Annotated in this window: 10 protein-coding genes; 6 read left to right on the top strand and 4 right to left on the bottom strand. The window is 42.0% G+C overall.

Annotated features, from left to right (window positions below):
• Positions 1-32: 32 nt before the first annotated feature.
• Together V7K15_RS26950 and V7K15_RS26945 are read right to left on the bottom strand one after the other, a co-directional pair.
• Positions 33-1,472, bottom strand: coding sequence for an MlaD family protein (locus V7K15_RS26950; protein ID WP_334910561.1), 1,440 nt, complete (start codon positions 1,470-1,472; stop codon positions 33-35).
• A gap of 108 nt (positions 1,473-1,580) precedes the next feature.
• Positions 1,581-2,363 carry an ABC transporter ATP-binding protein gene (locus tag V7K15_RS26945; protein ID WP_334910560.1) on the bottom strand — a complete coding sequence of 261 codons (783 nt, stop codon included), beginning with the start codon at positions 2,361-2,363 and terminating at the stop codon, positions 1,581-1,583.
• 673 nt (positions 2,364-3,036) lie between these two features.
• Between V7K15_RS26945 and V7K15_RS26940 the strand changes: the two genes are divergently transcribed.
• On the top strand, positions 3,037-4,083 hold the full coding sequence (locus V7K15_RS26940; RefSeq protein WP_334910648.1) for a threonine aldolase family protein: 1,047 nt from the start codon (positions 3,037-3,039) through the stop codon (positions 4,081-4,083).
• A 535-nt stretch (positions 4,084-4,618) separates the two neighbouring features.
• Here V7K15_RS26940 and V7K15_RS26935 read toward each other — a convergent pair.
• The gene (locus tag V7K15_RS26935) at positions 4,619-5,899 is read right to left on the bottom strand and encodes an ATP-binding protein (RefSeq protein ID WP_334910559.1); all 1,281 of its coding nucleotides are present in this window, start codon (positions 5,897-5,899) and stop codon (positions 4,619-4,621) included.
• A gap of 425 nt (positions 5,900-6,324) precedes the next feature.
• Between V7K15_RS26935 and V7K15_RS26930 the strand changes: the two genes are divergently transcribed.
• A complete protein-coding gene (locus V7K15_RS26930) occupies positions 6,325-7,449 on the top strand; it encodes an RNA-guided endonuclease InsQ/TnpB family protein (RefSeq protein WP_334910558.1) in 1,125 nt (374 codons plus the stop codon).
• A gap of 378 nt (positions 7,450-7,827) precedes the next feature.
• Positions 7,828-8,406, top strand: coding sequence for an NADPH-dependent FMN reductase (locus V7K15_RS26925; RefSeq protein WP_334910557.1), 579 nt, complete (start codon positions 7,828-7,830; stop codon positions 8,404-8,406).
• A 69-nt stretch (positions 8,407-8,475) separates the two neighbouring features.
• On the opposite strand, the gene V7K15_RS26920 is transcribed toward V7K15_RS26925, so the two are convergent.
• On the bottom strand, positions 8,476-9,015 hold the full coding sequence (locus V7K15_RS26920) for a DUF721 domain-containing protein (protein WP_334910556.1): 540 nt from the start codon (positions 9,013-9,015) through the stop codon (positions 8,476-8,478).
• A 180-nt stretch (positions 9,016-9,195) separates the two neighbouring features.
• Between V7K15_RS26920 and V7K15_RS26915 the strand changes: the two genes are divergently transcribed.
• From V7K15_RS26915 to V7K15_RS26905, 3 genes are all read left to right on the top strand, one after another.
• Complete coding sequence (locus tag V7K15_RS26915; protein ID WP_334910555.1) at positions 9,196-10,536, top strand: hypothetical protein; 1,341 nt, start codon at positions 9,196-9,198, stop codon at positions 10,534-10,536.
• 257 nt (positions 10,537-10,793) lie between these two features.
• A complete protein-coding gene (locus tag V7K15_RS26910) occupies positions 10,794-11,543 on the top strand; it encodes a PspA/IM30 family protein (protein WP_334910553.1) in 750 nt (249 codons plus the stop codon).
• A 162-nt stretch (positions 11,544-11,705) separates the two neighbouring features.
• Positions 11,706-12,488, top strand: a complete 783-nt coding sequence (locus tag V7K15_RS26905) for a PspA/IM30 family protein (protein ID WP_334910551.1) — start codon at positions 11,706-11,708, stop codon at positions 12,486-12,488.
• Positions 12,489-12,540 lie beyond the last annotated feature (52 nt).

Genomic DNA, 12,540 nt, shown 5'->3' with positions numbered 1-12,540 from the left:
AACAATTCTTTTTATTTTCCTTTGTCTACTGCCTATTTCCCCGTCTCCAGTTGCTCTCGTTGCTTACCATACTCCCGCAGCTGCTTCAAGAGGTCTTCTTGGGATGAATTCGGGATAGACTCACTGGGGGTTGGTTGAACATTGGTATCGGCAGTTTCAAAATTAGCAGGTGAGGGATTAATTGTATAGATCGGTAAAGATTTGTCATGAGACATCGCCTCTGGGGTTGGTGCTGGGGTAGGAATTAGATTATTTGGTTTGCTCACAGCAGCTTTTACCGAATCTAGAGTACTAGCAACTTGTACTTGTTGCTGCATCTGTTGGGTAGAAGATACTAAATGACTTAGACCATTCACCAATTGCAGCAGATTTTTGCGGAAAGTCGGATCACCTGTCAACTCATCCAAATCAGATGTAATTTTTTGGGTATTTTCAAACGTTACTCGTGCTGAATCTAAAGTTTGTTGCAGTAGCACCACATTCTTTGGATCATTTAAGGTTTTAGAAGCATCGCGTAAATTAGCTGAGGCTTGCGCCGCATTTGCTGAAAGAGTTTCTAAATTGTTGAGTAATTGTCCTTTAGTCAATCGATTCACAGATGGTGATAAACTACTGACTGTAACGCGCAGTTGGTTGCTAGTTTCGGTGATATTGTTCAAAGCACCAACTAGCGCCGAACGATTTGTTGTCAACAGATTATCCAGGTTGTTCAGCAAACGATTTGCTTGAGTTGCAGTTGCACCGAATTTATCTATAGTTTGAGTCGAGGATGCACTAAGTTGGTTTGTCGCTCGTTGCACTGAATTAGCAGTGGCTGAAAAGGTATTTAGTTGTTCTCGTAAGCTTTTGGTCAAACCTCGGAGATCGTGACTTAGCTCAGTAAAACTGGATGCTGCGACTGTAGTTGCTTCCAGAACCCCATTCACATTTCTATAAAATTTTGGGTCATTGTATGCAGTGGCTAGGTCAGTTGAACTGCGAATTAGTTCATCAACACTGATGCCAACCTGACCTTTTAACCGAGAGCCATTACAGACTATGAGACTGGAATTACAATTTTTATCTAGGGGTTTAGCAAGCACAACCCCAGCAGGTAAAGTTGCTTTTGGTGTGATGTCGATAATACTTTCGCTAATTAATCCGCTTTGATTAGCTTCCACCAATACATTCCGGGGGATAATTAGGTCAGTTTTGGCAATTTCAATCTCTACATCAATAGCATTTGGTCCTGGTCGAACCTGGGAAATAGTTCCTACCTTAAAGCCACGATAGCGCACTGCTGCTCCCTTTTGCATTCCGCCAGCGTTAGCAAATTCTACAATCGCTTTGTATGAACGCCCAGCAGCAGTAAATCTATTTAACCAGAGAAAGAGTAATCCAAATACCCCTAGTCCTAGCAGGAGTAACAACCCCACAGAGCCTTCTCTAAATGTTCGCCCAGACGCGAAGCTGCTTGTCATAAGACCTCGCATTTTTTTGCCTCTACCAACAACCAATTATGAGTTATGAGTTATGAGTCGAATTTAACTCCTCACTCCTCATTCTTAACTTCTCACTTCTAACTCTTCACTTTTAAGTTTCTAGCCCCCGACTTGAATCGGTCCTTCCACACTTCCACTGATAAATTGTCTGATCAACGGATTTTCTGTGTTGTGTATTTCACTAACTGTACCCTGCCACTGCACTTTACCTTCATAGAGAAATATAAGTCTATCAGCTGTACGGCGGGCAGTGCTGGCTTGGTGGGTAACAACGGCATAGGTACTACAAGTTCCATGTGAACTTTGCAAATAACGGATTAAATCTTCGATTACTGTTGAGGCAATGGGATCAAGTCCGGCTGTCGGTTCGTCGTATAGTAGAACTTCTGCGCCTTCAGTGGGGCTATCGGGGTTAGACATAATCGCACGGGCAAAACTTACCCGTTTTCGCATTCCCCCCGAAAGTTCGGCTGGGTAGAGGTCGCCTATTCCTGGTAAACCTACCATCTGCAATTTTTCTTTTACCAAATCTCGGATGCGCGATCGCGGTAGCTTTGAATTTTGATAAAGTAAAAATCCCACATTCTCCTCCACTGTCAGCGAATCAAATAGCGCCGCCTGCTGAAACACCATGCCAATGCCAACCTGCTGGACACCATCCTCAATCAAACCGTCTCGCCGCACTCCTTGCACATAAATTTCTCCTTCGTCGGGACTAAGTAACCCCGCCATTACCCGTAAAATTGTTGATTTACCAGTCCCTGATGGGCCAATAATCCCCAGTGCTTCTCCCCGGTAAATGGTCAAGTCTACATTATCTAGAACTTTATGGCTACCAAAAGACTTAGAAACACCTTTCAATTCAATCAATGGTTCAGTCATTAGTTATTAGTCATTAGTCATTGGTGAGCCAGTGCCTTGGGCGGGTTCCCTAATTTATACCCCTACAAGAGTGATGTCATAATTATTGTATTGGTAGGGCATTGTCTGGTACATTATAAGTATATGATTAGCAAACTTTATTTTTTTAGCATAATATTTAGTTATTTGCGATATTTAACCTCCCAAAATCCCCTCAACCCAAAGCTGACGAAGACACCGTAGTAATTTAAGGTCTCAGTAACGGGAAAATAAGACTCCAGTTTTCTGTGGACATCAGCAAGGTTATATAATAGTATATTTATACTAATCAATGCTATAACTACTCAGAGAAAAGCTACGACAATGAAAACTAATTAACAGGTTGATACAATAGACATCTCCAAAAAAGTAGAGACGTAGCACTGCTACGTCTCTACAAGGGTTCTGGGTAACGCATATTTAATTTCTGGAGATATCTAATATCTAGCAATTATATTTTTGATTTGTGAAAATCAAAAGGTTGAGATTCCCGAACTTAATATAAGTCGGGAATATTGTTGTTCACGAATGATTAAGTAGAGCTATAGAAACATTTAGTTTACTATCCAAAATTCTTGTAATTAGCAGAGTTGGCAAGTGGCAAAATTATTCACTAATATTGTAAGAATTACTGAGAGAAATCAAGCTAGAGATGATGAATAGTAACTCAGAGCAGTTTGCAAGTGATAATTCCTCTGGTATTTGTCCCGAAGCGCTGGAATATATGATTAGGGCAAATCAAGGTAGTGTTCCAGCCTATGGAAATGATGAATGGACTCAAAAAGCCACAGATTATTTTCGGAAACTCTTTGAAATTGATTGTGAAGTATTTTTTACCTTTAACGGTACAGCCGCAAATTCTTTATCTTTAGCTGCCCTTTGTCAGTCATATCACAGCGTCATTTGTCATGAAACATCTCACATAGAGACAGATGAATGTGGCGCACCGGAATTTGCATCTAATGGTTCTAAACTGTTACTTGCTCAAGGTAAAAATGGCAAGTTAACATCAGACGCGATAGAGTCAATTGTCACTAAACGTACTGACATTCATTATCCCAAATCTAAAGTTATTAGCGTCACACAATCAACGGAATTAGGAACTTTATATTCTATTGAAGAACTTCTGAAAATTAAAGAAGTTGCGAAAAAGTATAACTTAAAGATTCACATGGATGGCGCTCGTTTTGCAAATGCAGTTGCCGCGATGAATAAAAGTCCTGCTGAAATTACTTGGAAAACTGGAGTGGACGTATTGTGCTTTTGTGGTACAAAAAATGGAATGGCATTAGGTGAAGCTATTCTTTTCTTCAACAAAGAACTAGCAGAGGATTTTGATTATCGATGCAAGCAAGCAGGTCAGCTAGCCTCAAAAATGCGGTTTATTTCTGCTCCCTGGTTGGGTTTATTGTCAACTGGTGCTTGGCTAAAAAATGCCAGACATGCCAATCAATGTGCTGAATACTTAGAAAATCAACTATTAAACATCGAAGGTGTTGACTTAATGTTTCCTAGAGAAGCCAACGCCGTATTTGTGAAACTACCACAACAAGTCATTCACGCCTTAAAAGCAAAGAATTGGCAGTTTTATACATTTATTGGTGTGGGAGGAGTACGTTTTATGTGTTCTTGGAACACAACAAAATCAAGGATTGATGAATTAATTGGTGATATTAAAAACGCAACTATTTATAAAGATTAAAGTATGAGAAACCTAAAATAGTGAAACAAGTAATTAATTCACGTCAGTCCTTAGTCTAATACCGTTTTACTTTAATAATGATACAAATACGTTGGTAGGGGCATAGAAAAAGCTCATTGGTGTCAACTTAAGTTGAAAGCTATATCTAACAACCATTTTACACCTACCCTAACCCCTTCTCCCAATTTTGGGAGAAGGGGAAATTAACCTCCGGCTCCCCTCTCCCAATTGTGGGAGAGGGGTTGGGGGTGAGGGCAAAACGTTGTCACAAAGAGGGTTTTACCTTAAGTTGACACGTATGAGCATTGCTGTGCCCTTACAATAAATCTTTATGTATCAGGGTTTGTCTGAAATGGTATAACCTCCCATGTGGCGTAATGTCATCAAGTGGTGTTTGAGGAACATAGCTTGCTTCCCGCAGGGTAACACAACATTATCAACCATTTGTTGGATTGAGCTATTGCTCAACCCAACAAAGCTATTTTTTTTAACCCAAGCGTATTGATTATATTTATGGCAAAATCTGGCATTGATATCAATCAAAACTTGATTGAATAACTACAGGTAATTGAACACTCACGGTAGTTCCTGTCAAGAGGTCAGAACAGATTAACAGTTCCCCATTATGAGCATTGACAATGCGTTTGCTAATAGCAAGTCCTAGCCCAGTGCCACAAGGTTTTGTGGAGAAGAATGGCTGAGAAAGCTTGGCGAGAACTTCTGATGAAATTGGCTCGCCGCCATTGTGGACATTAATGCAAACTTGATTTATATGCGAACAGTCTACTTTCCATTTAACGATATCTCCTGCTGCAACTGCCTCGCAAGCATTGCGGACAATGTTGATAAATACTTGTTTAAGTTTGTCCTTATCCCCCAAAATTTTTACCGAAGGCAACACCGGAATAAATTCAATTTGTCGTTCCAGAGCTTCTGGCATTTCCCTAATGCATATCAGCAACTCATCAATCAATTGATTCACATCTAATTTATAAAGCTGCAACACTTGGGGCTTGGCGTAGAGCAAAATTTCACTCAACAGACGTTCCAGACGACTAGCTTCGCTCAGTGCCAATGCTAATCGCTCTTGAGCAGATTCAGTCAGAATGGTTTTTCGGAAATACTTTAATCCCATAATCATTGTAGTCAAGGGATTACGAATTTCATGCACAATAATGGCAGCAAATTCACCAATAGCTGCAAGTCGTTCCTGTTCTAAAAGCTTGGCTTGAGCTGCTCGTAATTCTGCGGTACGTTTTTCAACCTCAGCTTCCAAAATCTGATTAAATTGGCACTGTTGCTGGTAAAGATGATAGTGGTCAATTGCTGTAGCTGCCCGTTCTGCAAATAATTCTACAATTTGGATTTCATCAGTAGAAAACTCGCGTGCTTGTCGATGAAAAGAGCAAATAGTACCAAATACTCGACCTTCCGCAGTTTGCAATGGTATCCCCAAATATGCACAATAACCTTCTGGAGCCTGTCCATATTCTGGGTATTTTTGAGCATCTTCCACTACTAATGAGTGACCCATTTCGATAACAGTACCAGTTAATAAACCATGTAGTGAATAAACATGTTTGCCCTCGCCCATTTCCAGACTACTCGCTAGAACAGTTTCAAACCCCTCTTGGCAAAAGGTAACAACTGTCCAATCAACTTCGATAAGTTCGCTGACTCCGCAGGCAATGTTGTACAAATAGCTACCTAATTCGCCAGTTCGATAGTTCAAAGAAGACAAACGTGCTATAATTTGCCGCTCACGCTGCCAAGTTTGGTTGTGCAACAATATTTTATCATCACTGGTTTTGCTCATGGATGCCTATTGCATGGGTTGTGACATCTCCCCAGCCTGTTCGCGCTTGCGTCTCCCCTTCTCTACGAGACGCTACGCGAAGGGAGAAGGCATGGGGCTTCTAAATTTCACAATTTAGTTTTTCTGGTTTTGCCCTTGCGGGTTTTCGACTTTGACCTAGGCTTTGTTTCCTTAGCCCCCGGCGACTAGGCTGCACTAGTTTCATAGAAATATTTTACCGGAATTAATGGGTTTAAAGCCCCGTCGTTCGCGCGATCGGCTTTTTCTTTTTCTCTAGATTTCTAATCAGTTCTCTAAGCACATCAGATTTAGAGCGTTGGGATGAATCGCAGTAATCTTCTAAAATTTGAAATTCCTCATCAGTGAGTCTAAAAAATACACTTTTCTTCATGGCATTATATATCTAAATGATATACGATATTAGCATGAAGACATTAAAGTTTAAGTTGTACCAACACAAGGCCAATAGATACCTCAAACGCTCAATCAATGCTGCTGGGGTAATTTACAACCATTGTATTGCTCTTCACAAAAGATATTATCGGATGTGGGGTAAACACTTAAACTGTGCAAAACTTCAGTCTCATATCGCCAAGGTGCGAAAACGTAATTCTTTTTGGCAATTAGTAGGTTCTCAAGCGGTGCAAGATATCTGTCAGCGCATTGAGAAAGTCTACCAACTATTTTTTAGCCACAATAAAAATGGCTGTTGTCCACCAGGATTTAAGAAGGTTCGTAAATACAAGTCATTTACCCTAAAACAAGCTGGTTATAAGTTTCTAGGTGGTAATCGAATTAAAATCGGAAGTCGGGTATATCAGTTTTGTCAGTCCAGACAGATAGAGGGAACAGTCAAAACACTAACCATTAAGCGCACACCATTAGGTGAGTTGTTTTTGGTTGTGGTTGTTGATAATTGCGCTGAACCAGAATTTAAAGTTAAGACAGGTAAAATCGCTGGCTTTGATTTTGGTCTAAAAACATTTCTTACTTGCTCTGATGATACAAAAATTGAGTCTCCGCAATTTTTAAAACAGTCTCTCAATGCGATTAAGAAAGCTAGTCGCCATCACTCCAAAAAGTTGAAAGGGTCAGCTAACAGAGAAAAAGCAAGGAAAAATCTAGTCCGAAAGTACGAGGATATTTCTAATTCTCGTCGTGATTGGTTTTGGAAACTAGCACACGAACTAACAGATAAGTTCGATGTTTTATGTTTTGAGACTTTAAACCTTAGAGGGATGCAACGCCTTTGGGGGCGTAAAATATCAGACTTAGCTTTTGGGGAGTTTCTACAAATCCTGCAATGGGTTGCCAAGAAAAAACATAAGCAATTGGTATACATAGATCGATGGTATCCATCTAGTAAGACTTGTTCTAGTTGTGGACACCTTTTAGAGAGTCTTGATTTGTCTGTTAGAGAGTGGCGCTGCTGCTGTTGTCAGTCTGTAAATGGACGTGATGAAAACGCCGCCAAAAATATTCAAATAGTCGGGGCATCGACTATTAAGTTAGGTGATGTTAGACAGTCCGAGACTGCAATTGCTGTTTGAGCTTAGAATCCCTGCCCTTGTAGGGCGGGGAGTATGTCAATAGAGACATCTGTTATTTGCATACAACAAAATTAAGAAATTTTACTTAACTAAATGTAAACTTATACAACAATTTAACAGGTAGAAATAAGCGATATCATAACATTGCAACGATAGCGATAGAAACTCCGATTAATACCAAGCTGTGGAATGATCCAGAAAAGCTAGGTGCGTTATGACAAAATATTCCTCTTGGTCTTTAGGTCAACCGCAAGATATTGCGTCCTTAGTGGCGTTTCTGGCATCTTCTAATGGTGACTACATTACATACAGGTAGCACTTTCTTTGTGGATGGTGGGCTACTTTGGAATTATCAGGAGCAGTAGCGAGAAAAAAACTATGTCAGATCCATCCTTATTTATTCCAGTGATTCTTGGCACTCCCCGTCAAGGCCGCCAAAGTGAATACGTTGCTAAATTTATTGTGGAGCAGGTTGCAGCAGACGATCGCCTAGAAACCGAACTAATCGATATTAGAAATATTGCGATCGCTACAGATGATGCAGGAGAATCACTCAAAGACCCTCAATTTTCTGCAACTATTGAGCGAGCAGATGGATTAATTATCGTTACACCAGAGTATAATCACGGTTATCCGGGTTTGCTCAAACACGTCCTTGATACCTGCCTCAAAGAATACATTCATAAAGCCGTTGGACTATGTGGCGTTTCAGCAGGCCCCTTTGGTGGCACAAGGGTAATCCAAAACCTCTTACCTGTGATGCGGGAGTTGGGGCTAATAACTATTTTTTATGACCTCAACTTTAGCAACGTTCAGAAACTATTTGATCAGTCGGGCAATTTAATTGACAAACCAACCTACATTCGTCGCATGGAAAGCTTCATGGACGAGTTAGTTTGGATGTCAAGTGTTCTGAAATATGGGCGGCGAGAAGTCAGCCAAAAGAAGAAAGATTAATTCAAATGGTCAACTACCGTGATGATCACGGTGACACCCAAAGCAACGGTTGTTTGATGTCTGATTCCTTCAAAACTGTTTAGCAGCACAGACAGAACAGACTGCCCAGCGTTGGAGTTCGCCGGGCGGGGTGGGAGATTGACACTGAGGACAAAGGGGTAAGCCATGCGATCGCGATCGCATGATCTTAGTCCAATGTCCAAAAGCAGCATTTACATCCTTAGTGGGTGTAACATCAGGGCGGCTAATCTCATCACCAAGGTAACTGGGATGTTCATCGGGCGAAACTGTTTGTTGCTGTTTTCTCTCCACAGATGGATTCTGCCAGCTAGCAGTAGAGAAGCGAATATCAACCAAAGGTGTTGACAGCTTTTTATTCAACTTTAAAAGCATAGACGAGCGACCAAAAGTCAGGTTTTGCGCCCAAGCAGCACTAGAAGTTGCTACCCATAAAACATCGCGCTGAATCGACAATGGTCGAGTATGTGCGGCAACTACTGGGCCAACAACTTCTGCCCAAAACTTCAGCAGAAGTTGAAATGGTTGCTCTTGCCATTTAGCCTGCTTTTCTAGAACGCCTAAAATATCATTAATTGATTTCAATGACATCGTTAAAAGTGGGGAGTAAGAATTTTAGATTTTAGATTTTAGATTTTAGATTTTAGATTGAAATTTAATCCAAAATCCAAAATTGAATTGCCTCATGCCCAGTCTTTATAATTTCCGTTACTATTGTCACAAATATATCTAAAGTTAATTCCAGCAGTCTATGTTTGAGGCACAGAGGCAATGACTCAAAACCCCCTGAACGATTCCGGTACTCAATCCTCTAAAACACCTGGGTTGAAACCAGCACTAGCAGCAGCACTAGCGAGTTTAGAGGTGCCGCTAGATCAAGAGTTAACTCGATACCGACGCACGCGAACTGGTTTGGTGTCATCTAACCAGCCCCGTGTTACAAGTTATATGAGCAGTCAAACCCAGCCGTTGACTGGCATTCCGACAACATCCGGCACAACTCAGTCATCAGTAACGGAAATTAAAACTAACGTGCCGCCTGCATGTATACCTGTGAATCATCAGGCAACCCCAGCGCCAGCTACGGCAAAAATTGACGTGCCACCTGCATCTGTAGCTGTGAATCCTGAGATCAACCCAGCGCCAGCTACGGCAAATACTGAGGAACTGAATAATCTCAATGTCACCTCTAACTCAGATTCTGCTAAAACAGAAACTCAACTACCACCACCCCCGTCCAACCTTACTAGCAGCATCGTGCCAACAGTCGTTAAAAATACTAAAAGCGAAAATCTCTTGCAGCTAGATGACACTCCTAAGCAGCCAGATGACTATTTAGAATCTAGTGAGGCACTGTTGCGAAGTCTGAAAGAAGAACCACCAGAAACCAAGAAGCCAAGCAATTATAACGATAGTCTGCTATCACCTTTGGGTATCGGCTCGATGTTGCTGCTATTGGTGGCGAGTCTTACCTTGGGTTATATAGTGTTCAATCCCAAAAGCTTGCCACAATGGAATTTAGGCAAGTTGTTTAACGGTAACTCGTCTGCCGCACCAGAAAATACTCAGGAAGTTGAGAGTAATGTCCAACCTCAAATCCAGCCACCAAGCAGTTCTATACCCAAGTATCCTAATCTAGCTGCCCAAGAGTTTCCTGAGGTAAGAGATCCCAATGATGTAGTTGGCTTACAACCCAAAGTCCAATCAACCCTCGCAGTAGTGCCTAATCCAGTCGTTCCCCAAAACCCCGCAAATCCTCAAGCGGCATTGCCTAGCCCCAACACAGCCCTAAAACCGACAAATCCGATCGCTTTAGCACCAGTACCGACGGTACAGCCTTTGCCTCCCCTGAATTTGCCTCCCACTTCAACGGCAACAACCTCGCCAAAGCTGAATGCAGAAATCAAACCAGCAACAGATGGGTTTTATCATGTAGTGATAGATAATAATGGCGCGGCTTTAGCTTCAGCACGGCGAGTAGTTCCTGATGCTTATTTATCAGCCAACAAAGAATTGATTTATCTGGGTGCTTTTAAAACTAAAGCGCAAGTAAAACAACAGATGCAACTGTTACAGGGAAAGGGAATTAACGCACGGGTTCAGCAGCCATGAGTTGCAAAAATCTACGATACCATAAGATAACAGTGCTGAGTGCTGAGTGCTGAGTCAATAAGTGAAAAGTGAAGAGTGCTGAAGTAATAGAGGCAAAATCTTGCTTGTTTACGACCCGACGACAAAAAATCTTATACTCAGGACTCTAACTGAGCATTCACCACTGCATAACTACCCGACAACAAAAAATCTTATACTCAGCACTCAGGACTCAGCACTCAGCACTCATTACTGAGTTTCGTGAATGGAGAGCGGACATGGAATTTATCAAGCGTATCCTGCGGGTGATTCGCGCTAATCTCAATAGTTTGATCGGTGGTGCAGAAGATCCAGAAAAGATTCTGGAGCAAACTGTCCTGGAAATGCAGGAAAATCTGGTGCGGTTGCGGCAGGGTGTCGCCCAAGCGATCGCTACCCAAAAACGCACCGAACGACAGGCGGGGGCAGCTCAGTCTCAAACAGAAGAATGGTATCGCCGCGCCCAATTAGCCCTGCAACAAGGCAGCGAACCTCTAGCACGCGAAGCTTTGACTAAGCGCCAAGCTTATAAAGAAACCACTACAGCCCTCTTTTCCCAGATAGAGCAGCAAAACGAGATAGTAGGTAGGCTAAAAAAGGATATGCGATCGCTAGAGTTAAAAATTGGCGAGGCAAAAACTAAAAAAGATATGTATATTGCTCGCGCCCGTTCTGCCGAAGCGTCTTATCGCCTCCAAGAAATGCTCGGCGGAGTTTCTGCTACCAGCAGTCTGAGTGCTTTTGAGCGGATGGAAGAAAAAGTTTTGCAGATAGAAGCTAAATCAGAAGCGATCGCTCAACTCAGTGGCAACGACTTGGAAACACAATTTACTTCTTTGGAATCTAATGATGTAGATGCGGAATTAGCAGCGATGAAGGTGCAGGTTTTAAACCAGGCAGAAAACACACAGCACAACAGTCTCCTGACTGAGGAGAACCAGAAGCCAGCGCCGCCTCCCCAACAGCAACCCAAAACTCAGGATTCTTGAAGTTCGGCTAATTACCGCAGTTTGGAGATATCTTAACAATTAAGAGTTGTTAGGAGGTACTGATTCAAAGCGGAAAGATTACATTTAAATAGGTAGCTATTAAAAAGTAAAAAAGCTAACTGTCCAACAAAAAGCGTAAACCAGACAAGGAAAAACAAAGTTATGGGATTATTCGATCGCATTAAGCGAGTAGTTAGTTCTAACCTCAACGACCTGGTTAACAAAGCCGAAGACCCGGAAAAAATGCTAGAACAAGCCATCCTGGAAATGCAGGAAGACTTGGTACAGCTGCGTCAGGGAGTAGCCCAGACGATCGCCGCCCAAAAACGCAGTGAAAAACAGTACAAAGATGCAGAAAATGAAATCAATAAGTGGCAACGCAATGCTCAACTGGCGCTGCAAAAAGGTGATGAAAATTTAGCACGACAAGCTTTAGAGCGCAAAAAGACTTATACGGATACCAGTGGTGCCCTCAAAGCTAGTTTAGATACCCAAAGCACTCAAGTTGAAACCCTGAAGCGCAACTTAATGCAGCTGGAAAGCAAAATTTCTGAGGCTAAGACCAAGAAAGAAATGCTCAGAGCCAGAATCACCACTGCCAAAGCCCAAGAGCAACTCCAAGGCATGGTAAGTGGGATGAATACCAGCAGTGCAATGTCTGCCTTCGAGCGGATGGAAGAAAAAGTCTTAATCCAAGAATCCCGCGCCCAGGCGCTAGGAGAGTTAGCAGGTGCAGATTTAGAAACCCAATTTGCCCAGTTGGAAGGTGGTAGCGATGTTGATGATGAATTGGCAGCTTTGAAAGCGCAAATGTTACCACCCGCTACTCCCCAAAATCAACCCCAACTGCCACCGCAACAACAAAGTACTACTCCTACTCCTAAGTCTAATGAGGTAGTTGATGCCGAGTTGGATTCCTTACGCAAGCAATTGGATCAATTGTAAAATTGACCGAAAAATTATTTGAGCCAGTCCCACGCCTGTTGGTTGTGGGATT

The sequence above is a fragment of the Nostoc sp. genome (assembly GCF_036919815.1).
Taxonomy (GTDB): domain Bacteria; phylum Cyanobacteriota; class Cyanobacteriia; order Cyanobacteriales; family Nostocaceae; genus Nostoc.
The sequence above is the reverse complement of the archived record's forward strand: the minus strand, read 5'-3'. Positions and strand labels throughout refer to the sequence as shown.

Bases quoted from the DNA above. Each gene is read 5' to 3' on its own strand.
- V7K15_RS26945 (WP_334910560.1), bottom strand. From the start codon at position 2,363: ATGACTGAACCATTGATTGAATTGAAAGGTGTTTCTAAGTCTTTTGGT.
- V7K15_RS26925 (WP_334910557.1), top strand. From the start codon at position 7,828: ATGTCAGATCCATCCTTATTTATTCCAGTGATTCTTGGCACTCCCCGT.
- V7K15_RS26940 (WP_334910648.1), top strand. From the start codon at position 3,037: ATGAATAGTAACTCAGAGCAGTTTGCAAGTGATAATTCCTCTGGTATT.
- V7K15_RS26935 (WP_334910559.1), bottom strand. From the start codon at position 5,899: ATGAGCAAAACCAGTGATGATAAAATATTGTTGCACAACCAAACTTGG.
- V7K15_RS26930 (WP_334910558.1), top strand. From the start codon at position 6,325: ATGAAGACATTAAAGTTTAAGTTGTACCAACACAAGGCCAATAGATAC.
- V7K15_RS26910 (WP_334910553.1), top strand. From the start codon at position 10,794: ATGGAATTTATCAAGCGTATCCTGCGGGTGATTCGCGCTAATCTCAAT.
- V7K15_RS26915 (WP_334910555.1), top strand. From the start codon at position 9,196: ATGACTCAAAACCCCCTGAACGATTCCGGTACTCAATCCTCTAAAACA.
- V7K15_RS26920 (WP_334910556.1), bottom strand. From the start codon at position 9,015: ATGTCATTGAAATCAATTAATGATATTTTAGGCGTTCTAGAAAAGCAG.
- V7K15_RS26905 (WP_334910551.1), top strand. From the start codon at position 11,706: ATGGGATTATTCGATCGCATTAAGCGAGTAGTTAGTTCTAACCTCAAC.
- V7K15_RS26950 (WP_334910561.1), bottom strand. From the start codon at position 1,472: ATGCGAGGTCTTATGACAAGCAGCTTCGCGTCTGGGCGAACATTTAGA.